The sequence below is a fragment of the Microbacterium sp. NPDC058342 genome (assembly GCF_042723935.1).
Classification (GTDB): domain Bacteria; phylum Actinomycetota; class Actinomycetes; order Actinomycetales; family Microbacteriaceae; genus Microbacterium.
In genome coordinates, this window is sequence record NZ_JBHXID010000002.1 from 34,031 (window position 1) to 59,686 (window position 25,656).

The 25,656-nt window shown below is 69.5% G+C and carries 29 protein-coding genes and 1 pseudogene; 16 read left to right on the forward strand and 14 right to left on the reverse strand.

Features of this window, described 5'->3' with window-relative positions; genetic code table 11:
* Nucleotides 1-36 precede the first annotated feature (36 nt).
* The 6 genes from ACFWHT_RS10115 to ACFWHT_RS10140 all read right to left on the reverse strand — a co-directional run bounded on the left by ACFWHT_RS10115 (nt 37) and on the right by ACFWHT_RS10140 (nt 3,886).
* Entirely contained in the window at nt 37-852 is an 816-nt protein-coding gene (locus ACFWHT_RS10115) for a nitroreductase family protein (RefSeq protein ID WP_378828061.1), read from the reverse strand.
* A 4-nt stretch (nt 853-856) separates the two neighbouring features.
* Entirely contained in the window at nt 857-1,222 is a 366-nt protein-coding gene (locus ACFWHT_RS10120; protein WP_378828063.1) for a hypothetical protein, read from the reverse strand.
* Nucleotides 1,219-1,386, reverse strand: a complete 168-nt coding sequence (locus tag ACFWHT_RS10125; RefSeq protein ID WP_378828066.1) for a hypothetical protein — start codon at nt 1,384-1,386, stop codon at nt 1,219-1,221. The genes ACFWHT_RS10120 and ACFWHT_RS10125 overlap by 4 nt, the downstream gene beginning before the upstream one ends.
* Nucleotides 1,383-2,576, reverse strand: coding sequence for a Vms1/Ankzf1 family peptidyl-tRNA hydrolase (locus ACFWHT_RS10130; protein ID WP_378828067.1), 1,194 nt, complete (start codon nt 2,574-2,576; stop codon nt 1,383-1,385). Before ACFWHT_RS10130 ends, ACFWHT_RS10125 begins: the two co-directional genes overlap by 4 nt.
* Nucleotides 2,563-2,832: a hypothetical protein gene (locus ACFWHT_RS10135; RefSeq protein ID WP_378828069.1), complete on the reverse strand. Its 270-nt coding sequence runs from the start codon at nt 2,830-2,832 to the stop codon at nt 2,563-2,565. Before ACFWHT_RS10135 ends, ACFWHT_RS10130 begins: the two co-directional genes overlap by 14 nt.
* A gap of 91 nt (nt 2,833-2,923) precedes the next feature.
* Nucleotides 2,924-3,886: a DNA topoisomerase IB gene (locus ACFWHT_RS10140; protein ID WP_378828071.1), complete on the reverse strand. Its 963-nt coding sequence runs from the start codon at nt 3,884-3,886 to the stop codon at nt 2,924-2,926.
* 101 nt (nt 3,887-3,987) lie between these two features.
* Here ACFWHT_RS10140 and ACFWHT_RS10145 point away from each other — a divergent pair, with 101 nt between their 5' ends.
* The 3 genes and pseudogenes from ACFWHT_RS10145 (at nt 3,988) to ACFWHT_RS10155 (ending at nt 6,413) form a co-directional block, all read left to right on the forward strand.
* Complete coding sequence (locus ACFWHT_RS10145) at nt 3,988-4,242, forward strand: DUF2188 domain-containing protein (protein ID WP_378828073.1); 255 nt, start codon at nt 3,988-3,990, stop codon at nt 4,240-4,242.
* 113 nt (nt 4,243-4,355) lie between these two features.
* Nucleotides 4,356-5,844: pseudogene (locus ACFWHT_RS10150) on the forward strand (MATE family efflux transporter).
* 134 nt (nt 5,845-5,978) lie between these two features.
* Complete coding sequence (locus tag ACFWHT_RS10155) at nt 5,979-6,413, forward strand: hypothetical protein (protein ID WP_378828075.1); 435 nt, start codon at nt 5,979-5,981, stop codon at nt 6,411-6,413.
* 73 nt (nt 6,414-6,486) lie between these two features.
* On the opposite strand, the gene ACFWHT_RS10160 is transcribed toward ACFWHT_RS10155, so the two are convergent.
* The 4 genes from ACFWHT_RS10160 to ACFWHT_RS10175 form a co-directional block, all read right to left on the reverse strand.
* Complete coding sequence (locus tag ACFWHT_RS10160; protein WP_378828078.1) at nt 6,487-7,530, reverse strand: NAD(P)-dependent alcohol dehydrogenase; 1,044 nt, start codon at nt 7,528-7,530, stop codon at nt 6,487-6,489.
* A 121-nt stretch (nt 7,531-7,651) separates the two neighbouring features.
* The gene (locus ACFWHT_RS10165; protein ID WP_378828079.1) at nt 7,652-8,542 is read right to left on the reverse strand and encodes a DMT family transporter; all 891 of its coding nucleotides are present in this window, start codon (nt 8,540-8,542) and stop codon (nt 7,652-7,654) included.
* Between the two features lie 210 nt (nt 8,543-8,752).
* Nucleotides 8,753-9,673 (reverse strand): HAAS signaling domain-containing protein, encoded by a 921-nt coding sequence (locus ACFWHT_RS10170; protein WP_378828081.1) that lies wholly within the window; start codon nt 9,671-9,673, stop codon nt 8,753-8,755.
* Nucleotides 9,670-10,008 (reverse strand): PadR family transcriptional regulator, encoded by a 339-nt coding sequence (locus ACFWHT_RS10175; protein ID WP_378828083.1) that lies wholly within the window; start codon nt 10,006-10,008, stop codon nt 9,670-9,672. The genes ACFWHT_RS10170 and ACFWHT_RS10175 overlap by 4 nt, the downstream gene beginning before the upstream one ends.
* Nucleotides 10,009-10,135: 127 nt before the next feature.
* Here ACFWHT_RS10175 and ACFWHT_RS10180 point away from each other — a divergent pair, with 127 nt between their 5' ends.
* Entirely contained in the window at nt 10,136-10,768 is a 633-nt protein-coding gene (locus tag ACFWHT_RS10180) for an acyl-CoA synthetase (RefSeq protein ID WP_378828085.1), read from the forward strand.
* On the forward strand, nt 10,765-11,142 hold the full coding sequence (locus ACFWHT_RS10185) for a hypothetical protein (protein WP_378828087.1): 378 nt from the start codon (nt 10,765-10,767) through the stop codon (nt 11,140-11,142). The genes ACFWHT_RS10180 and ACFWHT_RS10185 overlap by 4 nt, the downstream gene beginning before the upstream one ends.
* A 5-nt stretch (nt 11,143-11,147) precedes the next feature.
* Here the strand turns inward: ACFWHT_RS10185 and ACFWHT_RS10190 are convergent, their stop codons facing one another.
* The gene (locus ACFWHT_RS10190) at nt 11,148-12,212 is read right to left on the reverse strand and encodes a PQQ-dependent sugar dehydrogenase (protein WP_378828089.1); all 1,065 of its coding nucleotides are present in this window, start codon (nt 12,210-12,212) and stop codon (nt 11,148-11,150) included.
* A gap of 87 nt (nt 12,213-12,299) precedes the next feature.
* Here ACFWHT_RS10190 and ACFWHT_RS10195 point away from each other — a divergent pair, with 87 nt between their 5' ends.
* Nucleotides 12,300-13,757, forward strand: coding sequence for an MFS transporter (locus tag ACFWHT_RS10195; protein ID WP_378828091.1), 1,458 nt, complete (start codon nt 12,300-12,302; stop codon nt 13,755-13,757).
* A gap of 16 nt (nt 13,758-13,773) precedes the next feature.
* Here ACFWHT_RS10195 and purB read toward each other — a convergent pair whose 3' ends face one another.
* Together purB and ACFWHT_RS10205 are read right to left on the reverse strand one after the other, a co-directional pair.
* A complete protein-coding gene (gene purB / locus ACFWHT_RS10200) occupies nt 13,774-15,147 on the reverse strand; it encodes an adenylosuccinate lyase (RefSeq protein ID WP_378829461.1) in 1,374 nt (457 codons plus the stop codon).
* Between the two features lie 5 nt (nt 15,148-15,152).
* Nucleotides 15,153-15,707: a low molecular weight protein-tyrosine-phosphatase gene (locus ACFWHT_RS10205; RefSeq protein WP_378829464.1), complete on the reverse strand. Its 555-nt coding sequence runs from the start codon at nt 15,705-15,707 to the stop codon at nt 15,153-15,155.
* Between the two features lie 105 nt (nt 15,708-15,812).
* Here ACFWHT_RS10205 and ACFWHT_RS10210 point away from each other — a divergent pair, with 105 nt between their 5' ends.
* Both ACFWHT_RS10210 and ACFWHT_RS10215 read left to right on the forward strand, forming a co-directional pair.
* A complete protein-coding gene (locus tag ACFWHT_RS10210; RefSeq protein WP_378828093.1) occupies nt 15,813-16,073 on the forward strand; it encodes a hypothetical protein in 261 nt (86 codons plus the stop codon).
* Entirely contained in the window at nt 16,070-17,368 is a 1,299-nt protein-coding gene (locus ACFWHT_RS10215) for a hypothetical protein (protein WP_378828095.1), read from the forward strand. The genes ACFWHT_RS10210 and ACFWHT_RS10215 overlap by 4 nt, the downstream gene beginning before the upstream one ends.
* Nucleotides 17,369-17,409: 41 nt before the next feature.
* Here ACFWHT_RS10215 and ACFWHT_RS10220 read toward each other — a convergent pair whose 3' ends face one another.
* Nucleotides 17,410-17,808, reverse strand: a complete 399-nt coding sequence (locus tag ACFWHT_RS10220) for a phage holin family protein (RefSeq protein WP_378828097.1) — start codon at nt 17,806-17,808, stop codon at nt 17,410-17,412.
* Between the two features lie 208 nt (nt 17,809-18,016).
* Here ACFWHT_RS10220 and ACFWHT_RS10225 point away from each other — a divergent pair, with 208 nt between their 5' ends.
* From ACFWHT_RS10225 to ACFWHT_RS10260, 8 genes are read left to right on the forward strand one after another with little or no spacing between them, the layout of a single operon-like run.
* A complete protein-coding gene (locus ACFWHT_RS10225) occupies nt 18,017-19,003 on the forward strand; it encodes a Bug family tripartite tricarboxylate transporter substrate binding protein (protein WP_378828098.1) in 987 nt (328 codons plus the stop codon).
* Between the two features lie 13 nt (nt 19,004-19,016).
* Entirely contained in the window at nt 19,017-19,631 is a 615-nt protein-coding gene (locus tag ACFWHT_RS10230) for a carboxymuconolactone decarboxylase family protein (RefSeq protein WP_378828099.1), read from the forward strand.
* 16 nt (nt 19,632-19,647) lie between these two features.
* Nucleotides 19,648-20,145: a tripartite tricarboxylate transporter TctB family protein gene (locus ACFWHT_RS10235; protein WP_378828101.1), complete on the forward strand. Its 498-nt coding sequence runs from the start codon at nt 19,648-19,650 to the stop codon at nt 20,143-20,145.
* Nucleotides 20,142-21,836 carry a tripartite tricarboxylate transporter permease gene (locus tag ACFWHT_RS10240; RefSeq protein WP_378828103.1) on the forward strand — a complete coding sequence of 565 codons (1,695 nt, stop codon included), beginning with the start codon at nt 20,142-20,144 and terminating at the stop codon, nt 21,834-21,836. Before ACFWHT_RS10235 ends, ACFWHT_RS10240 begins: the two co-directional genes overlap by 4 nt.
* A complete protein-coding gene (locus ACFWHT_RS10245; protein WP_378828105.1) occupies nt 21,833-22,639 on the forward strand; it encodes an SDR family NAD(P)-dependent oxidoreductase in 807 nt (268 codons plus the stop codon). Before ACFWHT_RS10240 ends, ACFWHT_RS10245 begins: the two co-directional genes overlap by 4 nt.
* Nucleotides 22,636-23,622, forward strand: a complete 987-nt coding sequence (locus tag ACFWHT_RS10250) for a D-2-hydroxyacid dehydrogenase family protein (RefSeq protein WP_378828109.1) — start codon at nt 22,636-22,638, stop codon at nt 23,620-23,622. Before ACFWHT_RS10245 ends, ACFWHT_RS10250 begins: the two co-directional genes overlap by 4 nt.
* Nucleotides 23,619-24,431, forward strand: coding sequence for an SDR family NAD(P)-dependent oxidoreductase (locus tag ACFWHT_RS10255; RefSeq protein WP_378828111.1), 813 nt, complete (start codon nt 23,619-23,621; stop codon nt 24,429-24,431). Before ACFWHT_RS10250 ends, ACFWHT_RS10255 begins: the two co-directional genes overlap by 4 nt.
* A gap of 47 nt (nt 24,432-24,478) precedes the next feature.
* Nucleotides 24,479-25,651 (forward strand): MFS transporter, encoded by a 1,173-nt coding sequence (locus tag ACFWHT_RS10260; protein WP_378828113.1) that lies wholly within the window; start codon nt 24,479-24,481, stop codon nt 25,649-25,651.
* Nucleotides 25,652-25,656: the final 5 nt, after the last annotated feature.

Sequence of the window (25,656 nt, forward strand, 5' to 3'; positions counted from 1 at the left end):
CGGTTCAGATCTGCGAGCGTGTCGGCCACCCCTCCATCATGCCTCCGCCGGGGGCGCCACCGGCTCGTCCCACCCCTGCTGCGGGGTGGTGCAGGTGCCGCGGAAGACGTACTGCGAGGGCCGCTTGCGCTCGCTGCTCGTCCAGTCGATCGGTGGCCGCCGCTGCTCGGCGGGCAGGTAGCCGAGCCGGTACACCGCCATCAGCTCGAGCTCGGCGGGCACCTGCAGAAGCCGCTCGATCTCGGACCAGCGACCCGGCACCTCCATCGGGAACGAGATGAACTGGATGCCCATGCCCAGCTCCACCGTGGTGAGCCAGACGTTCTCCATCGCCGCACCCATGCTGAACACCGAGTAGAACGCCGAGAGCTCGCCCGGCCGGTACTCCGAGCGATCGAGCATCACACCGAGCAGCAGTGGTGACCCCGCCACGAGCTTGCGGTTCTCCTCGCCCAGCGTCTGCGGGATGCGCATCGCGTTCATCAGCTTCTGCCCGCGCGAGGTGAACACCTGGCCGGTGAAGGGACGCAGCGGTGCCGGGAGCCGATCGAAGAGCATCCCGTCGCGGCGCTCCTGCATCTCCCGCTTGCTGAACCGGAAGTACGGCTTGTAGCGCTCGAAGAACGTGCCGTTCGACATCGCCTCGGTCATGCTCTCTCCGCTGATGCGGGCGATCGCGTCGATCGTGTCGCGTTCCTCGATGATCACGAATCGCCACGGCTGGCTGTTCAGCTGCGAGGGGGCGCGACCGGCGACCTCCATGAGCAGTCTCTGATGCTCCTCGCTCACCGCATCGGGCAGGAAGCCCCCGTTCGTGGTCTTGCGCCGGCGCACCACATCCAGAAAGTCCATCCACTCACCTCCGAACCATCATGACGGCCGACGCGTACCAGGGCGCGGCCGACAGCGCGAGCGCCGTGTGCTGCGCCGTGCCGCCTCGTGTCGCGGGCATGGCCGCCATCGCCGCGGCCGCCGGCAGCAGCACGACGGCGACGTCGCGCCTCTCGACCAAGGCGGCCAGCAGAGACAGCCCGGTCAGCGTCGACGTCGCGATGAACAGCGCATGATGCACCCACCGGGTGCGCCGCCGGCGCACCGCGCCCGTGGCGATCAGGGCGCCGTAGGCGGCATTGATCACCCAACTCAGGCACGCGAGCGGAACGATCCCGCCCGTCACCTCGACAGCGGCAGCGCGCGGACGGCGCGACGCGTGAGGGCTCATCCCTCGGATCGGGCGGGGTCCTCGCCCTCGCTCTGCGACGGGTGCGCCCGCTGAGGATCGGGATGCTCGTCCTCGCGCCCACGGTCCTCGCCCTCGGCCTGACTGGGGTGCTCGGGCTGGTCGGGCGGCTGGATCGGCTCGTCGTCGTGCGGTGTGCTGCTCATGAGGTGCTCCCTGTCGTGTCGTCGTTCTCCTGTGCCGGCGCGTCACCGGTGATCGATGCGGCGGGCCAGCGCAGCACCGCCCGAGGCGGCTGCGGGCCCCTGTCGGACCGCGGCTCCCCGTCGTCGGGCTCGTCCTCGACGAAGAGCACTTCGGCATCCGTCAGCACGGCGGCGCGCACGAGCGCCTCCACCGCCGGAACCGGGGTGCCGGGACCCGCGTCGAACGCGTCGGCCGCGGTCAGGGCGACCCACGGGGTCGCTGACAGTGCGAGCAGCGTGTCCTCGTCATCCGCCATCCGCTCATCGAGCAGCAGCGTCTGCACCTGCGCCTGCTGCAGTGCGCCGACGACATCGGCCAGGCCCGATGCTCCGTTGCGGGCGTCCTGCTCGGCTGCGCGGTCCCGCACCGCCGAGATGGCGTCGTCGTGCGCGATCGAGACCGTCTCGTCGATCGCGTCACGGAGCGACTGGTCGTCGGCGCCGTCGGCACGGGTGTCGGCATCCACCTCCACCACGAGATCGAGCGTGCCGCCCTCGATGTTCTCCAGCAGCAGGCCTCGCGCCTGCGCGTCGCCGGTCACGAACACGTGATCAGGCTGGCGCTCGCGCACGATGCGATCCACCGCGTCCGCCACGTCGGACTGCGTGTGCTGCCAGACCTCTTCGACGCTGCGCTGGAAGCGCGCCTGCGACCAGCCGCCGGGATTGACCTTGGTGATCGGCTGCTGATCGCCCTCGACCTGTTCGGTGTGCTCGGGCTCGGCGCGTCCGAGGCGCTCGAGGCTGAGTTCTGCGCCGTCGCGCCCCGTCTCGACGACGAGGATGCGCCGCTGAGCGCCGCGGTGACGTACCAGGGGGACGATGTCGGGAAACGACCCGTGCGTGATGCGCTCGAGACCGCGCCGCGCAGACGAGAAACCCTCGTCCGCGACGATGTCGCCCGCGCGAACCAGCAGCCAGCGTGCCGACGGGGCGGGAAGGCCCGTGTCATCGGGGAGCGCGGCCAGCACGGCATCCGCGTCGTCGTCCGGCACGCCGGCGTCCCGCAGCCTGTCCTTCAGCGACCGCATCCTGCTCTCGACCGCACCGGGCGGCTCACCCTGCGGGCCGTCGGTGTAGACCGTCGTCCAGGCACCGGGCTCGGCGAGCACCTCATGCATGTCCAGCCCGCTCACCTCAACCGAGCTCATCGTCGTCCTCCTGCGTCGCATCGTCTTCGCGGGCGTCGTTCCCCGCGGCCGGGTCGTCGCCGGCCAGATCCGGATCCTCGCGGGCGAACGCCTCCTGCACCTCGGGGTCGTCGGTGTCGTCGGGAAGCGGCTCGGTCTCGCGGAAGGGCTCGGCGTGCGGCGCCCCGTGACCCTGGACCATTCCCCGGGACTCCTGCTCGAGCTGTTCGTCGAGGTTCGGTCCGTGCGTGGTGTTGCCGCGCTGTGCGTCGCTCATCTCTCCTCCTTCATCGGGGTGTCCGAGCGACGTTATGAGGGGCGTCGGACGATGCACAGCGGGTTGACATCCTGCGGCCGGCTGGTAGGACTCAGCCCAGCAGCTCGATCAGCTGCCCCTCGACGCGCCGCGTCGGATCGACGACGACGCCCTCGTCGTACAGGTCGAGCAGCCGCGGGTCGATGTAGCTGGCCCGCGCGACGGCCGGCGTGTTGCCGAGCACGGATGCCGCGGCGCGCACCGCCTGGGCCGCCGCACGCGACCGGGCGCTCGTCGAGGCCTTCGGGCCGATGCCGGCCAGCGCGATCGCGGCGGAGATCGTGCCGTGCAGAGTGCGGAAGTCCTTCGCGGTGAACTCGCCACCGGTGCGCAGGCGCACGTCGTCGTTGATGTCGCCGGCGCGCAGCGGACGCCAGGCGGACCCGTCCTGCCAGCTGAGCAGCAGTGAGCGACCGCCGCGGCGCTTGAGCCCGGCGATCAGCGCGGCCAGCTCCACGTCGTCGACCTCGGACTCCCACGGCTGGCCGCTCTTGCCGGGGAATCGCAGCTCGACCACGCGCTCGCCGCGTACGCGGGCGTGCGAGCCGCGCAGGGTCACGAGGCCGATGCTGCCGTGCTCGCGCGCGTACTGCTCCGACCCGACACGCAGCAGCGCGGCGTCGAGCATGCGGAAGGCGCCGGCGAGCACTCGCGTGCGCCCGAACCCGTCGGTGCGCAGATCACGGGTCACGCCGCCTCGCACCGCCGGCATGACCTCGGCGAGCTGCAGCATCCGATCGAACTTCTCACGCGACATCCGCTCGTGCCACGCCGGGTGGTAGATGTACTGCCGGCGGCCCGCCGCGTCGAGGCCGGTGGCCAGGATGTGTCCGTTCTCGTGCGGGCTCAGCCAGACGTCGGTCCAGGCGGGCGGAACGGCCAGGGCGCGCAGGCGTGCGATCACGGCGTCGTCGTCGATGCGGGTGCCGTCGGGTATCCGGTATTCGAAGCCGCGACCGCGGTGCACCCGGGCCAGCCCGGGCGCGTGCGGATCGCTGCGTCTCAGTCGCGTCATGGATCCGGCGTACCGCCTTGCCGTCCGTCCGGGCAAGCCCCTCGCCGATCGCCGCGTCGGCGCCTACGCTGGCCGGTTCCGCGAGCGGAAGGGAGAAGACCATGAGCGACAGCGACCACGGCGACGTCGTCACGATGTCCAAGCGCGGGCAATGGGTGAACCGGGTGGAGGGCGAAGAGGAGCTCTCGCAGGGATACGCCACCAAGGAGGAGGCCGTCGATGCCGGCCGGCGGCTGGCGGAGGAGGCGGGCACCCGTCACCGGGTGCTCGACGCGGAGCCCACCGGCGTCGTCACGGATGAACAGGACGCCGCTGACGAGGACGAAGGGGTCATCGAGGTGGAGGACCTTCCCTGATCCTCGGAGTGGTGCGGCACCGAATCGTTTCGATAGAATGAGCGCGATGGCGCCGCGACCGATCGCGGTGCCATCGTCGCTCTCCGGCCGCCCGCATCCCGCTCCAGGACCTCATGGCTACCACCCTCATCACCGGACGCCCGTGGCGCGTCATCCTGGCCTTCTCCGTGCCCCTGCTCATCGGCAACGTCGTGCAGCAGCTCTACCAGTTCGTCGACGCCATGGTCGTCGGCCGCTGGCTCGGCGTGGACTCGCTGGCGTCCGTCGGCGCGACCGGCAGCCTGATCTTCCTGGTCATCGGCTTCGCCTGGGGCCTGGCGAGCGGATTCGCGATCCCCACCGCGCAGGCCTTCGGTGCCTCGGATGCCCAGGGCGTGCGTCGCTCGGTGGCCACGGGCACGCTGCTGACGGCCGCCACCAGCCTGATCCTCACCGTGATCGGCCCGCTCATCGCCGCACCGTTCCTGCGGCTGCTGCAGACGCCGCCCGAGCTGATGGCCGAGGCCACCGTGTTCACGCAGGTGACGTTCATCGGCGGCAGCACGATCATGTTCTTCAACTACCTCGCCGCGATCATCCGCGCGATCGGCGACTCGACCACCCCGCTGGTGTACCTCACGATCTCGTGCGCGCTGAACGTGGGGCTGGTCATCCTCATGGTCGGACCGCTCCAGTGGGGCGTCGCCGGCGCCGCCTGCGCGACGGTGGTGGCTCAGGCCGTATCGGTGCTGCTCTGCCTGCTGCACGTGTGGCGGCGCGTTCCCGTGCTGCACGTGCACCGGGCCGACTGGCGTGTGACGCGCGCCGATGTGACCTCGCACCTGCGGCTCGGGCTGCCGATGGGATTCCAGGCCTCGATCATCGCGATCGGTGCGCTCATCGTGCAGGTCGCGCTGAACACGCTGGGAGCCGACGCGGTCGCCGCGTACACCGCGGCCTCGCGCGTCGACAGTCTCGCCACCGCGTTCCTGGCATCGCTCGGACTCGCGGCGTCGATGTACGCGGCGCAGAACCTCGGGGCGCGCCGCCCCGATCGTATCCGGCGCGGCACCATCCAGGCGATCTGGATGGCCGTGATCGCCGCCGTGGTCCTCGGCGTGGTGATGATCACGCTCGGAGCGCCCGCAGTGCGCCTGTTCGTGGGCGACGGCGCCGACCGGGTCGTCGAGCTGGCGCACCTCATGCTCATCATCAACGGCGTCACCTACGTGCTGCTGGGCGTGCTGTTCGTGCTGCGCGGGGTGCTGCAGGGTCTCGGCGAGGTGCTCGTCCCCACGGTCACGGGCGTGATCGAGCTGGTCATGCGCGTCGTCGCCGCGGTGGCGCTCGGCGCGCTGCTGGATTTCGGCGGGGTCGCGATGAGCAACCCGCTCGCGTCGGCTCGGCGCGGTCGCGCTGCTCGCCCCCGCCTACGTGCGCGCGCACCGCGGTCTCGCACGCATGGCGGTCGACCCGATCGAGACGACGCTCACCACCCCGATCCCGGTGATCGGCCCCACCGACGGCTCGATGGTGGTGGATGCCGTCTACACGGCGCCGATGCCGGTCGTGCCGCCCCGCCTGTCTCGGCTGCGTCTGCCGCGCAGCATCCGCCGCCGCTGAGCGCGCCGTCGTGCACCCGTCATCCTTCAGGATGATGCCGAATCGTTCTTCGGGCGGAGGAATTCCGCAGGTTGACGCGGGTAACCTGGGGGACAAGACGCGCAGGGGGCGCGTCCACGACGGGGGGTCGTGACATGTCCACACTCGCAGTGACGAGCGCACTCGCATCGGTCTTCGTGCCGATCGGGATCGCGGGAGCGGTCATCGCCCTGATCTGTGCGCTGATCGTGGCGTTCGCGCTCGCGCGGGGTGCGGCGGGGCTTGCAGGCGGGGCCGTCGGCGTCTGGATCGTCGGCGCGCTGCTGAGCTGGGCATCGTCGTTCGCCGACCTGTGGTCGCCGTTGCTCGTCTCGGTGGGCGCGCTCGGGGCTGCTCTGGTGATCGGCGCCGTGCTGCGCGTGCTCGTGCGAGGCCGTGGGCGCGCGCCGCAGCCGGTCGAGTCGCGTGCCGAGACCCCGCTGGCGCCGGAGCCGCGAGCTCAGGAATCGCGGACTCAGCCGTCGCGCGTGACGCCGACGCCGGTGCGCCCGGCGCCGCCTGTGACCGAAGGCGTTCGCGCCGTCGCGTAGGCGCCCGCGCGGGCATCGGCTGTTCCAGCGCATCCTTGCGCGATTCACCTCCGCCGCAGGATGCTCGATCAGCTCACCCCTTCAGCGTCTCGACGTCGATCACGAAGCGGTAGCGGACGTCGGATGCCAGCACCCGCGCCCACGCCTCGTTCACCCGGTCGGCCGACGTGATCTCGACCTCGGGAGCGATGCCGTGCTCGGCGCAGAAGTCCAGCATCTCCTGGGTCTCGGCGATGCCGCCGATGTTGGAGCCGGCGAACGAGCGGCGGCCGCCGATCAGGGTGCCGGCGCGTACGGACATCGGCTCGGCCGGGGCGCCGACGTTCACCAGCGTGCCGTCCAGGGCCAGCAGCTTCAGATGCGCATCCAGATCGATCGTGGCCGAGACCGAGTTGATGATGAGGTCGAACGAGTTCCGCAGGGCACGGAAGGTCTCCGGATCCTCGGTCGCGAAGTAGTGATCGGCGCCGAGCTTCAGCGCGTCGTCCTTCTTGGCCAGCGACCGCGACAGCACGGTGACCTCCGCGCCCATCGCGTGCGCGATCTTGACCGCCATGTGGCCCAGTCCGCCGAGCCCGATCACGGCCACCTTCTTGCCGGGGCCCGCGTTCCAGTGCCGCAGCGGCGAGTACGTCGTGATGCCGGCGCACAGCAGCGGCGCGGCCTTCTCGTACGGGATCGCCTCGGGAACCCGCAGCACGAAGTCCTGCGTGACGACGATCGAGGTGGAGTAGCCGCCCTGGGTGATCGTGCCGTCGACATCCGTCACGCCGTACGTGCCGATGGCGCTCCGCAGGCAGTGCTGCTCCTGCCCGGCCGCGCAGTTCGCGCACTCGCCGCAGGAGTTCACCAGGCATCCGACCCCGACCCGGTCGCCGACGGCGAACTTCGTGACGTCGGCGCCGACCTCGGCGACCGTGCCGACGATCTCGTGACCGACGGTCAGCGGGTACTGCTGCCGACCCCAGTCGCCCTGCACGGTGTGGATGTCGGAGTGGCAGATGCCGGCCCAGCGGATGTCGATGCGCACGTCGGATGCTCCGACGTCGCGGCGCTCGATGGTGCCGAGGAAGAGCGGTTCGGTGGCGGACGGGGCGACGATGGCGGGGATGGACATGATTCGAGCGTAGACGCGTCCGGATGCCGTGCGGCGGCTGGCGGGCCACGGATGTCGGTCGAGACGACGGATGTCGGTCGGGATCGTCCGGATCCGCCGACATCCGTCGGCTGCGCCGCCATCAGGCGGCTGTCGACCGACGCCGGACGATGCGCAGCTCGCTGGCCAGGATGCCCAGCACCACCAGCAGGCCGCCGATGAGCGCCAGGGCGGGCAGGCGCTCGCCGGCGAGGCGGCCGATGCCCGCCGCCCACACGGGTTCACCGGCGTAGATGATGGTCGCGCGGGTCGGCGAGACGGATTTCTGCGCCCAGTTCATCGTGAGCTGGATGACGCAGCTGGCGACCCCCAGGCCGACGCCCGCCACGACCCACGCCCAGGAGAACTCCGGGACGCCCTCGCCGGTGAACGGCATCGTGGCCAGTCCGAGCAGCCCGGCGGTGAGCAGCTGCACGATGGTGATGCGGCCCAGGTCGATGCGGTTCGCGAAGACGCTGATGAGGATGATCTCGCCGACGATCGGCAGGGTGCTGATGAGCGTGGCGGTCTCGCCGACTCCGAGCGAGAAGGTCAGCGCGGCCGGTCCGGCGATGAGCAGAAGACCGAGGAACGCGAGGCCCGCGCCCAGAAAGGCCAGCGCGGGCGGCCGCCGGCGGAAGAACAGCCACTGAGCGAACGGCACGAGCGGCACGTACAGCGCGGTCAGGAACGCCGACGTGCTGCTGTCGATGGTCTGCAGGCCGAGCGTCTGCAGGCCGTATCCGCCGTAGATCATCACGCCGATCGAGGCGCCGGCGCCGATGTCGGTCCAGGTCATGCCCCGCAGCGACCGACGGAAGATGAGGATGCTGATGCCCGCCGCCACGAGAAAGCGCAACCCGACGAAGAACCACGGCCCCGAGTGCTCCATGGCCCAGTGCACGAGCAGGAAGGTGCTGCCCCAGATCGCCGTGATGCCGATGAGGGCGAGCTCCTGCGGGCGCAGCCGCAGCCAGCGAAGTCGAGTGGTCACAGCCGATTCTCCCGCATCCGTCCGGCCCACCCAGGTCGGATCCGGCTACGGATGTCGGCAGAAAGCACGGATGCAGGTCGAGGGGCCCGTTCTGCGCCGACATCCGTTGGCTGCGCCGACATCCGGCCGGTCGGATGCCGGCCGGTCGGGGCCGGATGCGGATGCCGGCCGGTCGGGGCCGGATGCCGATGCCGGATCCCGGATGCCGGGTCAGGGGCGACGGGATGCCGTGACCGCGTGGGCCAGGCCGATCGTCAGCCACCAGCCCCCGAGCCAGACGAACAGCAGGGTCAGCAGCTGGCCCGAGACCAGGCCGACGAGCAGCACGATCGCGCCGATCGCGGTCACCGCCCAGCCGGCCGCGCGGTAGCCGATCGTCATCAGTACGGCGAGCGCCAGCAGCGCGGCGAAGAACGGCCAGGCCCAGGCGCTCAGCTCGAACGCCGAACCACCGTCGGCGTAGCGCCCCGGCATCCCGCCGAAGACGGGCGCCAGGAAGGCGAGTACCGGCAGCGCCGTGAGCACCCCGCCGGCGATGCGCCAGCCCAGGCCGAACACGGACCCGCGACGCATCCGCGTCCACACGATCAGCGCGGTCCACGCGAGCAGCACGGTCGGCAGGAAGAAGCCGCCGAGCGTGAAGCCGCCGATCAGCACCATCGCCGTGAGCAGCACGCCGGCGACGACCGAGGTGATCACTCGCGCACGGCGCGGCACGACGAAGGGCACGAGTGCGACCAGCGCGGGCACCAGGGCGATCAGGGCGACCCAGAGCCCGTTCACCGCGACGAGCGTGGAGGTGCCGTCGCCCGTCGTGTACGACGGCATGATGAACGCGGCGACCACGCCGATGACGACCGCCAGCACGACGGCGGCGCCCTGCAGCATCCGCCAGGCCCGTTCGGCGCGCACGTCGACGGCTGCCGCGTCCGCTGCGAACTCCTCCGCCGCGCGCTCGGCGATCTCGATCGGCGAGCCCAGACCGCGGATGGTGTCCTCGACGGGGCGCCCGGCCTCGTCGGCGTCCGCGAAGTGCGCCCGCAGGTCGTCGATCACGGCTGCGCGGTGCTCGGGTGCGATGCCGTTCAGCATCCGCTCCACCGATCGCAGGTACTCGTCCTCTGTGGTCATGATGCCCCCTCGATAATGGTGTCGACCTCGGGCCCGACAGCGCGCCAGACCTCGATGAACGTCGTGAGCTGATCGCGTCCGGCGGACGTGATGGTGTAGTACCGGCGCGGACGGCCGCCGCCTACCGCCTCGGTGCGGGTGTCGACGAGTCCGCCGTCGCGCATGCGGGCGAGCAGCGGGTAGAGGCTGCCCTCGCTCGCGATCAGCCCGCGTCGCTGCAGATCGGAGGCGAGTTCCAGGCCATACCGCTCGTCGGCGGCGAGCAGCCCGAGCACGCAGTACTCGAGCACGCCCTTGCGGATGTTGGTCGCTATCCGCTCCGTGTTCTCCGCCATGGGCCCACAATAACCTTGCGTCGCAAGTATTGCAATGCAAGGTTAGAGAGGTTCTCACCGACCGGCGCCGAACCGGGCGGCTCGCCCCCCGGCGTAGACTGGAGAGGTCACCGATCCGAGGACCGTCATGCCCCCCACACCCCGCCCCTTCACGGCGCGTCACGTGCATCTGAGCCGTGCCGTCCTGGCGGCCGTGGCCGCCGTCATGATCACCTTCACCCCCGACCACTCTGCCGCCGTGGGCATGGCCGTGTTCGGCGGGTTCGGGATCGCGACCGGACTGGTCCTCATCCTCTCGGCGGTCATCGTCTTCGACGAGGGGCGCCGCTGGCCGATGGTCGTCATGGGCGCCCTGTCGACCGTGCTCGGCATGGCCGCGAGCGTGCCGTCCTTCCGCACCGACACCGTCTTCTTCGTGCTGGTGATCGTCTGGGCCGCCACGACCGGTCTCGTCGAGCTGCTGGCGGGCATCCGCTTCCGAGGGCAGGTCGGGGCGCGCGATGCGATCGTGACCGGCTCCCTCGGTCTGCTGCTCGCCCTCGTGCTGCTGCTGATCCCCGCCGGGTTCGTGCAGGAGTACACGACGCCTCAAGGCGAGGCCGCGCTCACCGGCATCATCATCGGGGTCGGCCTGTTCGGCGGCTACGCCGCGATCGTCGCCGTGTTCCAGGCCATCGCCGGCCTCACGCCCGACGCGACGAAGAAGGTCGAGGCGGATGCCTCCGCCGACCACCTGGCCGACCACGGAGGACACGCATGACCGACCAGAAGCCGACGCGACGCGAGATCCTCCGTCCTCTGCACCTCGTGGGCATCGCCCTGGTGTGCGGCATCTTCGCCACCGTCGTCACGCTGGTCTCGACCGGAGCGTTCACCGAGCGCGTCAACCGAGCGATCGCCAGCGGCGCCTACGAGGGCCTCACGCCGCTCGCCCTGGGCCTGGTCATCGGCGGGGTCTCGTTCATCGTCACGCTGCTCGGACTCTCCCTGCTCATGCTCGCGGTCGACCCGGCCGACGTCACCAAGCAGATCGACCGCGCCGTGCTGCTCGACAGCGAGGACGCGGCCGCCGAGAGCCCGTCCGATGACGAGCGCGGCGCATCCGGCGCATCCGGCACTCCCTCCGCCGGCTGAGCTGATCACTCCTCCGGGAGGCGCACCTGCAGCAGGCGGTCATCGCCCGCACGGGGCGACCCGCGGCCGTCGGTGTTGTTCGTCAGCACCCAGGCGGTGCCGTCCGGGCCCGCGACGACGTCGCGCAGCCGACCGAACTCGCCCTCGAGGAACGACCGCGGCTCGGCATCCGGATCCGACGAGTCGTATCGCCACAGCCGTTCGCCCCGCAGCCCGGCGATGAGCACGGTGTCGCCGATCACCGCGATGCCGCTGGGGCTGGCGTCCTGCGGCTTCCACACGGCCACCGGGTCGACGACCCCGGGTGCGTTCGCGATGCCCTCGTGGTCCGGCCAGCCGTAGTCGCCGCCGGGTACGATGCGGTTCAGCTCGTCCCAGGTGTCCTGCCCGAACTCGCTCGCCCACAGCGTGCCGTCGTCATCCCATGCGAGCCCTTGCACGTTGCGGTGACCGACGGAGTACACGGCGGTGCCGAACGGGTTCCGCGCCGCCGGCTCGCCCTCCGGCGTCACGCGCAGGATCTTGCCGCCCAGATAGTCCCGGTCCCGTGCCTGCTCGCGCCGGCCGGCATCGCCGGTGGCGATGTACAGCATCCCGTCGGGGCCGAACGCGATCCGCCCGCCGTTGTGGTTGGTCGAGCGCGGGATGCCCGTGACCACCTCCTCGATGTCGCCGGTGTCCAGTCGCAGAGCGCCGGGTTCGCCCGTCACGGGCATCCGCACCACGCGGTTGTCGTCGGATGTGCCGTGGTATGCGTACAGCCAGCGGATGCCGTCGGTCTCGCGCAGAGCGAGGCCGTGCAGCCCCGCCTCGCCCCCCGCCACGACACCGGGCACGGTGCCCGCCGTGCGCAGGTCTCCGGATGCGGTCATCTCCCGCACCCTGCCGTCGTCGCGCTGCGAGATGAGAGCGCCGTCGCCGACCGGCACCACGGACCAGGGGGCGTCGAGACCGGATGCCAGCGTGATCCGATCCTCCTGCGGGCCCACGGCCGGCGGCGCGCAGGCGACGAGGGTCAGCGCCGTCGCGGCCAGCCCCCACACGCCGAGAGTCCTTCGGATGCCGCCCATGTTCGCCTCCTTCCTCCCAGGATCGCACGGCACAGCGGGAAGCACGCCGACGGGAATACCGGGCATCCGATCCCGCTTGAGCCTGTCATGGCCACCTCCGTCGATCGAGCCTCTGTCGGCCTGCGCTCCGCGCGCGGTCCCGTGCTCGGTGCCCTCATGCTCGCCACCGGACTCATCGCGATCGACGCGACCATCCTGGCCACCGCAGTGCCCAGCATCGTGCGCGACCTCGGCGGCTATCAGCAGTTCCCGTGGCTGTTCTCGGTGTACCTGCTCGCCCAGGCGGTCAGCGTGCCGATCTACTCGAAGTTCGCGGACATGATCGGGCGCAAACCGGTCATCCTGCTCGGCATCGCACTGTTCCTGCTCGGCTCCGTGCTCTGCGGGTTCGCCGGCAGCATGCTCTGGCTGATCATCTTCCGGGTGGTCCAGGGGTTGGGGGCGGGTGCCGTCGGCCCGATGGCGATGACGATCGTGGGCGACATCTACACGGTCGCCGAACGGGCGAAGGTGCAGGGCTACCTGGCGAGCGTGTGGGCGATCGCCTCGGTGGTGGGGCCGGCACTGGGCGGCGTCTTCGCCCAGCTGGACGCCTGGCGCTGGATCTTCTTCGTGAACATCCCGCTGTGCGCGGCCGCCGGATGGATGCTGCTCAGCCGGTACCACGAGGAGAAGCAGACCCGCAGGCATCGGGTCGACTACGCCGGGGCGGCCCTGCTGACCGTGGGACTCACCGGCATCATCCTCGGCCTGCTGGAGGGCGACAGCGCCTGGCCGTGGCTGTCCATCCCCAGCGCGATCTGCTTCGGTGGCGGAGCGCTCGCCCTGCTCGCCTTCGCGCTGGTGGAGCGTCGGGCGTCCGAGCCGATCATCGACTTCGCCCTCATCGGACGTCGGCTGATCCTCAGCACCACGCTGGTCTCCTTCGGCATCGGAGCGCTGCTCATCGGCGTCACCAGCTTCGCGCCCGCCTACCTGGAGGGGTCGCTCGGCATCGCCCCGCTCCTGTCCGGGCTGGCCGTGGCCGCGCTCACCCTCGGGTGGCCGCTCGCGGCCGCGAACGTGGGACACCTCTATCTGCGCATCGGATTCCGTCGCACGGCGCTGATCGGGATGGGCACCGCCACGGTCGCCGCTGCGCTGCTCGCCGTCAGCGGCCCGTGGCCGAACGTCTATCTGCTCGCCGTGATCGCCTTCGTGCTCGGCTTCGGCCTGGGCTGGGCATCCGCTCCCGTGCTGATCGCCGCGCAGTCGTCGGTCGGCTGGGGCGAGCGCGGCGCCGTCACGGGCATGAACAACTTCGCCCGCTCCGCCGGCAGCGCGGTGGGCGTGGCCGTGCTCGGCGCCATCTCGAACGCGGTCATCGCACAGGGCGCCGGCCCGCACGATCCGGCGACGATCGTCGCGGCATCCACCTGGGTGTTCGTCGGCGCGGCCGTCACCGCCGCGCTCACGCTCGTCGCGCTGCTGTTCATGCCACGCGATCCCGCACCGGCCGGAGGCGAACCCGCGTCGGCCGGCGGGGAACCCGCACCGGCCGCCTGAGCCCCGTGGGGTCGGCTCAGCGGGCCAGGCGCTCGGCGATGCCCGTGTAGGTGGCGGGCGTCAGCGCGAGCAGGCGCTGCTTCGCAGCATCCCCGATCTCGAGCCCCTCGACGAACGACGCGAGCTCCGCGGCACCCACCCGGTGGCCCCGCGTGAGGTCCTTGAGCAGCGCATAGGGGTCGGTGATGCTCGAGCGGCCGGCGACGACCTCGGCGCGGATCACCGTCTGGATGGCCTCGGCGAGCACCTCCCAGTTGTGGTCCAGGTCGTCGAGCAGCACGTCGCGCGACAGTGAGATCTCGTTCAGTCCGCGGCGCAGGTTGTCGAGGGCGAGCAGCGAGTGCCCGAACGCGACGCCGATGTTGCGCTGCGTCGTCGAGTCGGTGAGGTCGCGCTGCATCCGGCTGGTGACCAGCGTCTGCGACAGCGAGTTCAGCAGGGCGCCGGCGAGCTCGAGGTTCGCCTCGGCGTTCTCGAAGCGAATCGGGTTGATCTTGTGCGGCATGGTCGACGACCCGGTGGCCCCGGCGACGGGGATCTGCGCGAAGTAGCCGAGCGAGATGTACGTCCAGATGTCGGTCGCGAGGTTGTGCAGGATGCCGCCGGCGTGACGCACGTGGTCGTACAGCTCGACCTGCCAGTCGTGCGACTCGATCTGGGTGGTGAGAATGTTGAAGTCGATGCCCAGGCCCTCGATGTACTCGCGGGCGATGGTCGGCCAGTCGGCGTCGGGGTCGGCCGAGAGGTGCGCCGACCAGGTGCCGGTCGCGCCCGAGAACTTCGCCAGGTACTCGGATGCGGCGATGCGGCCGCGCACGCGCTCGAGGCGCCACGCGAAGACGGCGAGCTCCTTGCCCATGGTCGACGGGGTCGCCGGCTGGCCGTGAGTGCGCGAGAGCATCGGCGCGTCGGCATGCTCGACGGCCAGCTCGCGGAGCTTGGCGATCACGGCATCCAGCGCCGGCAGCCACACGCCCTCGACCGCGCGCTTGACCGTCAGTGCGTACGAGGCGGAGTTGATGTCCTCGCTCGTGCACGCGAAGTGCGTGAGCTCGGCGATGGCATCCAGACCGAGCGACGACAGGCGGTCGCGGACCAGGTACTCGACGGCCTTGACGTCGTGACGGGTGACGGCCTCCTTCTCCGCCAGCCAGTCGATCTCGGCCTGGCCGAAGTCGCGGTACAGCGCGCGCAGGCGCTGCTTGTCGGCATCCGACAGCGGCGACGTCTCGAACAGCGAGCGATCCGTGAGGGCGATCAGCCACTCCACTTCGACCTCGACGCGGGCGCGGTTCAGGCCCGCCTCCGAGAGGTAGTCGGCGAGGCCGGAGACGGCGGCGCGGTAGCGGCCGTCGAGGGGGCTGAGCGGCTGGGCGGGGAGGGAGGGCAGAGAACTCAGGGGAGATCCTCCTGATCGGGGCGCCGCATCGTGCGGAGCGTCGTACGGGGGGCTCGCACGGCGGGCTCGAGCTGCGAGAAGAGGCCGCGCGTCGCGGTCTCAATCATAGCCAGCACGGAATCGAACATCGCGGGACCCGCGTAGTACGGATCGGGCACGTCCATGCTCGACGCATGCGGGTCGAAGGCGCGAAGCAGCGTGACCTTGCCCTCGTCGTCGTCGGTGCGCGCCCAGGCCCGCAGGACGCGCTCGTGCGTGCGGTCGAGGGCGACGATCAGATCGTTGTCGGCGAAGGAGGTCGCGCTGAACTGCCTTGCCCGGTGCGCGGAGCCATCGTAGCCGCGGCGCTGCAGCGATTCGAGGGTGCGATCGTCGGCGCGCTCACCGAGGTGCCAGTCGCCGGTCCCGGCGCTGCGCGAGAGCACGCGTGCGCCCAGACCGCGCTGCTCGGCGAGCGCGCGGAGCACCACCTCGGCCATCGGGGACCGGCAGATGTTGCCGGTGCAGACGAAGATGACGCGGAAGGGATCCGGGTCGGACATGGCTCCCATTCTGCCGGTAAGCACTTCCGTCCCCAATCATCGGATGCGAGAAGTTCTCCACAATCCGCGGGATCGGCGCGCGTGCGCACGGTCCGGCTCCCGCACGCTGTTCGCATGCTCTCCATCGCACATGAGACCGCGTACGCGGCGGATGAACTCTGGGCGGTCTTCGCCGGGCTCCGACAGCTCGACGAGGCCGCCGACGGTGCGCAGCAGGCACGCGCCGATGTCGCGCGCGTCGCCGCCGACGCGCGGTGGGAGGCGGCCGGGGTGCGGAAGCTTCGGAGGGTGCTGATCGAGCTGGATGCGGCGTACGCCGGCATCTGCTCCGACCTGACCTCGTGCCGTGATCGGGTCGCGGCGGTGATCCTGTGAGCGACGAGCTGAACATCACCGCCGGCGGCGGGATCAGCGTCGACCCGGACGAGATGCGTGCGGTCGCCGCGCGGATGGCGGCGGTCGCGGACCGGACGGATGCCGTCGCCGAGAGCGCGCGAAGAGCCCACCAGATGCTGTGGCAGGTTCCCGCTCTCGTCGCGCTGACGGACCTCTCGGGCATCTCCGACAGTGCGCGGCGGGCGGAGGAGCTCGCCGCGGAACTGCGCTCGGATGCGGAGGGGACGCGACTGATGGGCGACGCGTTCGAGCTCGCCGATCTGCGCGCCCGTCAGGAGCTGCTGGGCATCGGGCGTCCGGAGGAGGCCCGCGTTCTGCAGGAGCGCATCGACGAGCTGGTCGCCTCGGACGACCGCCTCGACGCCATGGCCATCAGCGTCGCGGCCGGATGGAAGAAGAGCGCGCAGGAAGGCCTGTTCGACCAGTGGGGCGACCGGCTGGTGGGATTCATCTGGCCGGGCATCGGGCTCGGCGTGACGTCGACGATGGCGGAGGTGAGGCGGAACCCGCACCAGTACGGAATGCTCCCGAAGGGGACGAGGCTGAGGGGGCCGGCCGCGCCGGTGACGGTGACAGAGGTGGCGCGCACGCACGTCAGCGGCGCCCCTCGCTCGCTGAAGCAGCTGGCCGAGCGCATCCCGAAGGCCACCGCCCAGATCGCCGTGGAGAAGCGGCAGCACCGTGACGGCTCGGAGTCGTACGAGGTCTACGTCGACGGCACCCGAGGCTTTGCGCTCACGGAGGAACCCTGGGACATGGGATCGAACTGGGACCTCTATGTCAGCCGCCGGGAGGGCGCCTCGTACGAGGCGGTGCTGGAGGCGCTGGAGATGGCCGGCGCGGAGCCGGGGGCGAAGGTGGATGTCGTCGGCTACTCGCAGGGCGGGGCGGTCGTGACACCCCTGGCGATGAGCGGGCTGTACGAGACCGATCGGGTGACGCTCATCGGATCGCCGACGGTGCCGTGGCTGGATGCCGATCAGCAGCTGATCCACATCACCCACACCGACGATCCCGTGGGGTCGGGGCTCACGGGAGGGGGCCCAGCCGGCACGACCGGGTCGGCCGACAGCATCACGGTGTCGAGGGAGTACGCCACCGGGGGAGAGTTCACCTCGGGGCAGTCGCACTTCTTCGACGCCTACATGGAGACCCTGGGTCTTGCCGAGGCATCCGGCGACACCCGTATCGACGCACTCGACGAGAGCCTGCGAGACGAGGCCGAGGACATCGTCTCCGTCGAGAGGATGGAGTTCAGCGCGAAGCGCCCATGATCGTCACCGGGACGGCGGATGCGAGACCCGTGTGCGACCGCTCAGCGCCGCCGCTTCTTCTGCGGACGCAGGATCGCCCCGAAGACGGCGTTGATGATCGAGATGAGGATGGCCGCCACCACGCCCCACCAGAACGACTCCACGCCCAGGCCCCAGCCGAAGCCGCTCGTGATCCAGGCCGTCAGCCAGAGCAGGAAGCCGTTGACGATGAAGGAGATGAGCCCGAGCGTGAGGATGTAGAGCGGGAACGCGACGATCTTGATGATCGTGCCGATGATCGTGTTCACCAGCGCGAAGATCGCGGCGACGGCCAGCAGCGTGAGCACGAGCTGCAGCGTCTCGCCGGGTGCGAACGGCCGGATCGTGATCCCGAGCACGGGGATCAGGCTGACCACCCAGATGGCGAAGGCGTTGATGACGACGCGGATGATGAATCGCATGGTCTGCACAGTCTTGCACGGTGGGGCGAGGCGTGGAGCGGGAGTGATGTTCAGCGCCTGTGCTTCAAGCTCGGCGGGCGGAGTTTGAATCAGACAGTGGACACTGTGTTCATCAAGTGATAGCTTCAGAGCACTTCAATCACCATGTGCCTCGACCTGGCCGGGGCAGGAAGGCTCGAAGATGCGCCCGAAGCAGAGAACAGTATCCATGGTGGCATTCGCCGCCCTCACAGCCCTCGTCCTCACCGCCTGCGGTTCCGGCGGCAACGCCGAACCCGGGTCGGAAGACGCGGCCTCGAGCTACCCGGACGGAAAACTCGAGTACGTCATCCCGTACAAGCCCGGAGGATCCACCGATCCCGCTGGACGCGAGTTCTCACGACTGCTGGCTGAGGAGCTCGGCACCAGCGCCGTCGCAGAGAATCTGCCCGGCGGCGACGAGACGATCGGTCTCGCGTCGGTGATCGACGCGGAACCCAACGGGATGCGCCTGGGCATCAGCTCCGCCACCGGCATCGTCGTGCAGCCGATGGTGAACCCGGACCTCACCTGGAAGGGCATCGACGACTACACGCCGGTGGCCAAGATGCTCGAAGCGCCCAACATCCTCGTCGTCGGCAAGGACTCGCCGTACGAGACGCTGGACGACCTCATCGCGGATGCGAAGGCGCGACCGGGCGAGGTGCGGGTCGGAACGACGGGTCGCCTCACCAACAACTCCTTCGTGATCGCGACGCTGGAGAAGCAGGCGGATGTCGAGCTCACGATCGTCCCCTTCTCGGGTGGTGCCGGCGAGGCCGTGCTCGCGACGATGAGCGGCGAGGTCGAGGCCGCCGTGCCGACGGCCGCCGCCCAGCTGGGTCTCGTGGAGTCGGGTGACTTGCGCGTGCTCGCACACACCGGTGACGAGAGGTACGACGACGTCGCCCAGGGTCCTTCTTTCGAGAGCCTCGGGTTCGATGTGCCTTACTCCTCCGACTACGTCACGATCGCCGCGCCCGGTCTGCCCGACGACGTACGAACCAAGCTGGTCGCCGCAGCGCTCGCCGTCGCCAAGAGCGACGAATGGGCCGCATTCTGCGAGAAGAGCGGATTCGTGGCCGACCCGATGGCCGACGACGAGCTCGTGGCCTGGATCGAGAAGACCACGACCGCGAGCGACGAGGGCATCAAGCTCATGGACGCCAGGGAGTAGGTGCACGACGAATATGACCTCCATCGATCGCTCCACGCGGATCGGCCCGCTGTGGGCTGGGCTCCATGCTCAGCCCGCAGCGCGGGTCCCGTACCGGGACGCGCAGGACCTCGCACCCCAGGACCGGGACCTGATGTCCCGCCCCATCAACCTCTTCCGTGCTCTCGCGAACAGCCCCGGAGCACTGCGCGTGCACCATGCCTTCGGCGAATGGATCCGCTGGGACTGCACGCTGGACGGAAGGCTGCGCGAGCTGATCATTCTCTTGGTCGGCTACCTCACGCACTCACCGTACGAGTACAGCCATCACATCGCGATCGCCCGCAGCTTCGACGTGGACTCGGACGACGTTCGCGCGATCACGGAGTGGGCGAATGGTTCCACCGAGGCCTTCGCCGGTGAACCTGAGGTGATCGCCGCACTGACCATGACCGTTCAGATCGTGGAGCCGGGGACGGTCGACGACGAGGCCTGGACGCGCGCCTCCGCGTTGTTCTCCGAGGAGAACCTCACCGACATCGTCGTGATCGCCTCCTTCTACTGTTACGTCGTGCGCGTGCTCGGCACCGTGCGTATCGAAGTCGAGCCGGACTACGCGATCGAGCTCGACACGCACCCGCTGGACTGAGATCGGGAGAATGAGCATGTTGACTCGCCTGAAGGCGCCGGACGGGCGCTGGGATCAGAAGCGCACGGGCCGTGCCGTGATCGGACTCGTCGGCGTCGCGGTGTCCGGCGGCTATCTGTCGGTGGCACTCGGGATGCCGATGGGCGGTGCCGGAACGCCCGGCCCGGGCCGATTCCCCATGATCGTGGGGATCGCCGCGATCATCATCTCCCTCCTGGTCATCGGGGAGGCGGTGCTCTCGTCGGCCGGCGGTGGCGAGATCGAGCTGCCGAAGGGCAGAGAAGCGAAGAACGTCATCGGGTTCGCCGTTCTGACCATTGCCTTCATCCTTCTGCTTCCTCTGCTCGGGCAGTACATCGGAGCCACGCTCTACTTCATGGCGATGATCTGGTTCCTCGGGCGGATCGCCTGGTGGAAGGTCATGCTGTACGGGCTGATCGCCGGCATCGGCACATCCTTCGTCTTCATCGAACTACTGGGTGTGCGGCTGCCCGCGGGGGTGATCCTCGGATGAGCTCGATCGACGGCCTCCTTCAGGGGCTCGCCATGGCCATCACACCGGAGCTTCTCGTCGCCGCTCTCGCCGGAGCGCTGATGGGGACGCTCATCGGGGTACTGCCCGGTCTCGGCCCGGTGGCCGGCGCTGCGCTCATCCTGCCGCTCACCTTCGCCTACGAGCCGGCGGTGGGCCTGATCATGATCGCCGGGATCTACCTCGGGTCTCAGTACGGCGGGTCCACCACATCCGTGCTCCTCAACATCCCCGGCGAGGAGTCGTCGATCGTGGCGACGTTCGACGGCCACGAGATGGCGAAGAAGGGTCGCGCCGGTGCGGCGCTGTCGATCATGGCGGTGGGGTCGTGCATCGCCGGATTCCTGGGACTGGTGATCCTGGTCCTGGCTGCGCCGGTCGTTTCGGAGATGGCGATGAAGTTCGGTGCACCGGAGTTCTTCGCCCTCACCGCCGGTGGGCTGATCGTGCTGGCCCGCGTGACCGGTGGCAGCATCGGTGGGGGACTGTTCCCGATGATCATCGGCGTCGGCCTCTCGACCGTCGGGACCGAGGCCAGCAGCAGCTACAACCGCTTCACGTTCGGAAACCTCGACCTCTCACTCGGCTTCGCGCTCGCCTCGGTCGCCGTCGGCCTGTACGGAATCAGTGAGATCGTCTTCATGCTCTCGGGCAGGAGCGGTGCGCAGAAGCCTCAGAAGGTTCGCTTGCGCGAGCTGCTCCCCACGCGCGAGGAGTGGCGTCGGTCGTGGACGCCCTGGGGTCGAGGCACTCTCATCGGTTTCTTCCTCGGCCTCCTGCCGATCCCGTCTGCGACACTCTCGACGTTCGGCTCCTACAAGGTGGAGCAGACGGTCTCCAAGTACCGCAAGGAGATCGGCAAGGGGGCCGTCGAAGGCATCGCCGGCCCCGAAGCCGCGAACAACTCTGCGGCGATCGGAAGCATGGTCCCCGTGCTCGTGCTCGGTCTGCCGTTCTCCGCCACCCTGGCGATGATGCTGTCGGCGATGGTGGTGCAGGGCATCCAGCCCGGCCCGCTGATGATGACCCAGCACCCCGACGTCTTCTGGTCAGTGATCGCGGCGATGTTCATCGCCAACATCATGCTGCTCGTGCTCAACCTGCCGATGGTCGGCGTCTGGGTCCGGGTACTGCGGACGCCGTGGCACCTGCTGATCCCGGCGATCATCGTCTTCGGTGTGATCGGCTCCTACAGCCTGAACAACAACTTCATCGACGTGCACATCATGCTCGCCATGGGCGTCGTCGGCTACATCCTGCGTCTCTACGATTTCAGCCTGGCGTCCTTCCTGGTCGGCCTCGTGCTCGGCGAGATGATCGAGCATTACTTCGTACAGGGGACTTTCGTCGGACGAGGAGACATCGGATACTTCGTCTCCACACCCATGTCGGCCGGTATCTGGATCGGGGTGGGCCTGGTCCTGCTCGCCGGCATGGTGACACCTCTGATCAAACGCCGAGCCGCCAAGCGTGCGGGAGCGGCGCCGGACCAGAGCGGGTCGGCTGACAGCGGTTCCGCACCCGCCGAGCTGCCCGGTGAGGATCTTGCCGCACCAGTGGAATCGGCGCTCGTGAACGACGCGACGGCGAACGGAACGCCAGCCGGAACGCGCCCGGCAGAGCATGCGCATCTGAACCATCGCACTGCCGACACACCCAGGGAGGACACATGAGGGAATCCGATTCCGCGCGCGGGACGCAGGGCAGGCTCGACGGCAAGGTCGCGATCGTGACCGGGGCCGGGTCGCAGACCGAGGGCATCGGCAACGGCCGCGCCGCTGCGATCCTGTTCGCCCGGCACGGCGCACGAGTCGTGGTGAACGACCGTGACGTGCACGCGGCCGATGCGACGGTCGAGATGATCCGTGAGGAGGGCGGTGTCGCGCTCCCGTTCGTGGGGGATCTCACCTCCGCCGCGGTCGCTGAGCGGATGGTGTCCGAGGCCCTCGATGCCTACGGGCGGCTGGACGTGCTGCAGAACAACATCGGGATCAACGGTCCGGGCAGCGTCGTCGAAGCAACCGAGGAGATGTGGGACCGCGTCATGGAGATCAACGTCAAGACCATGATGCTGACCGGCAAGTTCGCCGTGCCGGCGATGCGCCAGGGCGGAGGAGGATCCATCATCAACATCTCGTCCATCTCTGCGCTGCGGCCGCGGGGCCTGACCCCCTACTCCGCCTCCAAGGGCGCGGTGATCGCGCTGAGCCAGGCCATGGCCGTGGATCACGCGGCAGAGGGCATTCGCGTCAACTGCATCGCGCCGGGACCGGTCTTCACACCGCACGTGGTCGTCGAAGGCATGTCCGACGAGCGACGGGATCGTCGCCGGCGCTCCTCTCCCCTCGGGACCGAGGGCACGGCATGGGACGTCGCCTACGCATCGCTCTATCTCGCCTCCGATGAGTCCAGATGGGTCACCGGCCTCGTGATGCCCGTCGACGGCGGGGTCACCCTGACGAGCGCCTCACGATGAACTCTGCGCCAACGTGGAACGTGACCGTCCTTGACGACTACCACGGTGTCGCCGCCGACATCGTCGACTGGGGAAGGGGTGAGCGCTCGGTGCACGTCCGTTCCCTCCGGGAGCACGTCACGGAGGAGGATGCGCTGGCCGAGCTCCTCGTCGACAGCGACGTCATCGTGGCCATGCGGGAGCGGACGCCGCTTCCCGAGAGGCTGCTGGAACGACTTCCCCGCTTGAAGCTCATCGTCACCACGGGGATGGGCAACTCCGTGATCGATCGCGTCGATGACATCGCGCTCTGCGGCACCCGTGCGCTGTCGTCTCCGACACCCGAGCTCACGTGGGCGCTGATCCTGGCCTCCCGACGACAGCTCCTGTCCGAAAGTGCTGCGCTGCGCGCGGGCAGGTGGCAAGCCGCTCCGCTCGGCGCTGGTCTCGAAGGATCGACGATCGGCATCGTCGGACTGGGCGTCGCCGGCGAGCGCGTCGCCCGCATCGCACAGGCGTTCGGGATGCGCGTGCTGGGGTGGAGCACCAATCTGACGCCGGAGCGCGCTTCCGAGGTCGGCGCCGAGGCGGTGTCGAAGAGCACTCTGTTCTCGCAGTCCGACGTCGTCAGCGTGCATCTGCGCGAGAGCGAACGAACACTCGGGATCGTCGATGCGGCGGCGATCGATGCGATGTCCTCCCGGGCGCTGCTGGTGAACACGTCGCGAGCGGGCATCGTCGACAACCGCGCACTGGGACGCGCGCTGCGGGACGGCAGGCTGGGCGCCGCCGCTCTGGACGTCTTCGAGAGCGAGCCCCTGCCCGGCGACGCCGACGTTCGCGAATGGCCTCGCACGCTGCTCACCCCTCATCTCGGCTACGTCACGGCCGAGAACTTCGAGCTCTTCTTCACAGACGCGCGCGATGCGATCCAGGCGTTCTCGGCGGGTGCGCCGATTCGTTTGCTGCATCCGCAACCCGAACCACCGAAAGAGGAACCATGACAGACACGCCCCGACTCAAGGACAAGACCGCACTGATCGTCGGAGGAGGGCAGACCGTGGGGGCGACGGTGGGCAATGGACGGGCGACCGCCATGACCTTCGCGCGAGCAGGCGCTCGCGTACTCGTCGCCGATCGTGATCCGCAGTCGGCGCAGGAAACCGTTGACATGATCCTGGACGAGGGGGGACAGGCGGAAGCCGCCCAGGCGGACGTGACCGATGAGGGCTCGATCGTCACACTGGTCGAGCATGCTCAAGCGACGCTCGGGCGCATCGACATCCTGCACAACAACGTCGGAGTCAGCCTCGGCGGCAACGACGCGATCATCGAGGAGATCGAAGCCGACGATTTCGATCGTGTCATGCGGATCAACCTGACCGGCATGGTGCTCACCTGCAAGCACGTGCTGCCCGTCATGCGCCGGCAGGGCAGCGGTGTCATCCTGAGTGTCGGATCGCTCGCCTCACAGATCGACTATCCGTACATCGCGTACAAGACCTCCAAGGCGGGGGTCGTCGCGATGACGCAGAACCTCGCCATCCGACAGGCCCCGCATGGCATCCGCGCCAACGCGATCCTCCCCGGTCTGATGGAGACCCCGATGGCGATCGAGCACCGTGTGGGATTGAACGGCATGACGCGTGAGGACGTCATCAAGGGGCGCAACTCCCACGTTCCGCTGAACGGGCGGATGGGAACGGGCTGGGATGTGGCCAATGCCGCTCTCTTCCTCGCCTCGGACGAAGCGGCGTTCATCACCGGCGTCTGCCTCGCGGTCGACGGCGGGCAGAGTCTCGCCGTGGGCTGAGCGTGCGAGCGCGGGGAGCAGTCATATGGGGCGTATGCGTTACGGCGATGAGCGGACTGCCGGTGTGGCTGCTCTCGGGACTTGCGCCCCAGATCGGCGACCGCTTCGGATTCGACGAGCGCGGACTCGGGTTCTTGCTGGGTTCGTACTTCGGAATGTCGGCGCTTTTCGCGGTCGTCTGCGGCAGGCTGGTCGCTCGCCGCGGATGGGGCACGGCGATGCTGATCGGCGTCGCGTGTGCGTCAGCGAGTCTGACCCTCGTGGCGGTGAGCGGCAGCCTCTGGATGTTGCTGCCCGCCCTGTGCGGGCTCGGGGCGTTGGGCAACAGCATCGCCGCCCCGGCGTCGAACAGCGCGATCGCCGGCACCGTACCAGCAGGACGGCAGGCGACGGCCTTCGGTGTCAAGCAGACTGCTCTGCCTCTTACGACGCTTCTCGCCGGTGCGGCCATTCCGCTCTTCTCCCACGACGACCTCTGGCGATGGCCGTTCGCCATCACGGGTGTCGCGGCCGCGATCATGGCTCTTGTGCTCCTCCGCGCCCTGCGCGGCGGAGCCGTCGCGCAGGGGGGCGCGGCGCCCTCGAGCGGTGCGTACCGGAACGGCGAGAGCCGGCAGCGAGCGGACCGCCGCAGAAGACGCGTCGTGTCTCCGCCCCGTCCGAGCGGGGCGCTGCTGGTCCTCGCCACCGGCGCCGGTGTCGCCACTGCCGCGACGATGACGCTCGGCGGGTTCCTCGTCACCTACGTCGTGAGCATCGGGGTCTCGTCCTCACAGGCGGGTGCGCTGGTGATCGTCGCAAGCATCCTCGCCGTGGTGATGCGCATCGTCTCCGGCATCGCTGCGGACCATCGTGCCGGTCGCCACTTGATCGTCGTCGCCGCGATGATGGCATCCGGATCCGTGGGACTCGTGCTTGTCTCGCGTGGCGGGGCGGACGGCATCCTCGTGGCCGGCGTGCTGATCGCGTTCGGTCTGGGGTTCTCCTGGAATGGAGTGTTCCACTACGCGATCGCGCTGCATCACCGCGGTCGCGTGGCCGAGGCCAGCGGGGTGGTGCAGACGGCGATGAGCATAGGCGCCATGGTGGGCCCGGTCGTCTTCGGTGTCGTGGCCGCCACGGGATTCACCGGGGCATGGCTGGCCGGCGCCGCGCAGCTTGCGCTGGCCGCGATCCTCGTCCTCACCGGGCGGACCATGCTCCCGAAGCCGGAGCATTGAACACA

Coding starts and splice junctions, on each gene's coding strand:
- ACFWHT_RS10195 (WP_378828091.1), top strand. CDS start 12,300: ATGGCCACCTCCGTCGATCGAGCCTCTGTCGGCCTGCGCTCCGCGCGC.
- ACFWHT_RS10125 (WP_378828066.1), bottom strand. CDS start 1,386: ATGAGCAGCACACCGCACGACGACGAGCCGATCCAGCCGCCCGACCAG.
- ACFWHT_RS10205 (WP_378829464.1), bottom strand. CDS start 15,707: ATGGGAGCCATGTCCGACCCGGATCCCTTCCGCGTCATCTTCGTCTGC.
- ACFWHT_RS10210 (WP_378828093.1), top strand. CDS start 15,813: ATGCTCTCCATCGCACATGAGACCGCGTACGCGGCGGATGAACTCTGG.
- ACFWHT_RS10120 (WP_378828063.1), bottom strand. CDS start 1,222: ATGAGCCCTCACGCGTCGCGCCGTCCGCGCGCTGCCGCTGTCGAGGTG.
- ACFWHT_RS10250 (WP_378828109.1), top strand. CDS start 22,636: ATGAACTCTGCGCCAACGTGGAACGTGACCGTCCTTGACGACTACCAC.
- ACFWHT_RS10255 (WP_378828111.1), top strand. CDS start 23,619: ATGACAGACACGCCCCGACTCAAGGACAAGACCGCACTGATCGTCGGA.
- ACFWHT_RS10115 (WP_378828061.1), bottom strand. CDS start 852: ATGGACTTTCTGGATGTGGTGCGCCGGCGCAAGACCACGAACGGGGGC.
- ACFWHT_RS10230 (WP_378828099.1), top strand. CDS start 19,017: ATGACCTCCATCGATCGCTCCACGCGGATCGGCCCGCTGTGGGCTGGG.
- ACFWHT_RS10170 (WP_378828081.1), bottom strand. CDS start 9,673: ATGACCACAGAGGACGAGTACCTGCGATCGGTGGAGCGGATGCTGAAC.
- ACFWHT_RS10160 (WP_378828078.1), bottom strand. CDS start 7,530: ATGTCCATCCCCGCCATCGTCGCCCCGTCCGCCACCGAACCGCTCTTC.
- ACFWHT_RS10235 (WP_378828101.1), top strand. CDS start 19,648: ATGTTGACTCGCCTGAAGGCGCCGGACGGGCGCTGGGATCAGAAGCGC.
- ACFWHT_RS10185 (WP_378828087.1), top strand. CDS start 10,765: ATGACCGACCAGAAGCCGACGCGACGCGAGATCCTCCGTCCTCTGCAC.
- ACFWHT_RS10145 (WP_378828073.1), top strand. CDS start 3,988: ATGAGCGACAGCGACCACGGCGACGTCGTCACGATGTCCAAGCGCGGG.
- ACFWHT_RS10240 (WP_378828103.1), top strand. CDS start 20,142: ATGAGCTCGATCGACGGCCTCCTTCAGGGGCTCGCCATGGCCATCACA.
- ACFWHT_RS10155 (WP_378828075.1), top strand. CDS start 5,979: ATGTCCACACTCGCAGTGACGAGCGCACTCGCATCGGTCTTCGTGCCG.
- ACFWHT_RS10220 (WP_378828097.1), bottom strand. CDS start 17,808: ATGCGATTCATCATCCGCGTCGTCATCAACGCCTTCGCCATCTGGGTG.
- ACFWHT_RS10245 (WP_378828105.1), top strand. CDS start 21,833: ATGAGGGAATCCGATTCCGCGCGCGGGACGCAGGGCAGGCTCGACGGC.
- ACFWHT_RS10190 (WP_378828089.1), bottom strand. CDS start 12,212: ATGGGCGGCATCCGAAGGACTCTCGGCGTGTGGGGGCTGGCCGCGACG.
- ACFWHT_RS10135 (WP_378828069.1), bottom strand. CDS start 2,832: ATGAGCGACGCACAGCGCGGCAACACCACGCACGGACCGAACCTCGAC.
- ACFWHT_RS10180 (WP_378828085.1), top strand. CDS start 10,136: ATGCCCCCCACACCCCGCCCCTTCACGGCGCGTCACGTGCATCTGAGC.
- ACFWHT_RS10130 (WP_378828067.1), bottom strand. CDS start 2,576: ATGAGCTCGGTTGAGGTGAGCGGGCTGGACATGCATGAGGTGCTCGCC.
- ACFWHT_RS10140 (WP_378828071.1), bottom strand. CDS start 3,886: ATGACGCGACTGAGACGCAGCGATCCGCACGCGCCCGGGCTGGCCCGG.
- ACFWHT_RS10260 (WP_378828113.1), top strand. CDS start 24,479: ATGAGCGGACTGCCGGTGTGGCTGCTCTCGGGACTTGCGCCCCAGATC.
- ACFWHT_RS10225 (WP_378828098.1), top strand. CDS start 18,017: ATGGTGGCATTCGCCGCCCTCACAGCCCTCGTCCTCACCGCCTGCGGT.
- ACFWHT_RS10175 (WP_378828083.1), bottom strand. CDS start 10,008: ATGGCGGAGAACACGGAGCGGATAGCGACCAACATCCGCAAGGGCGTG.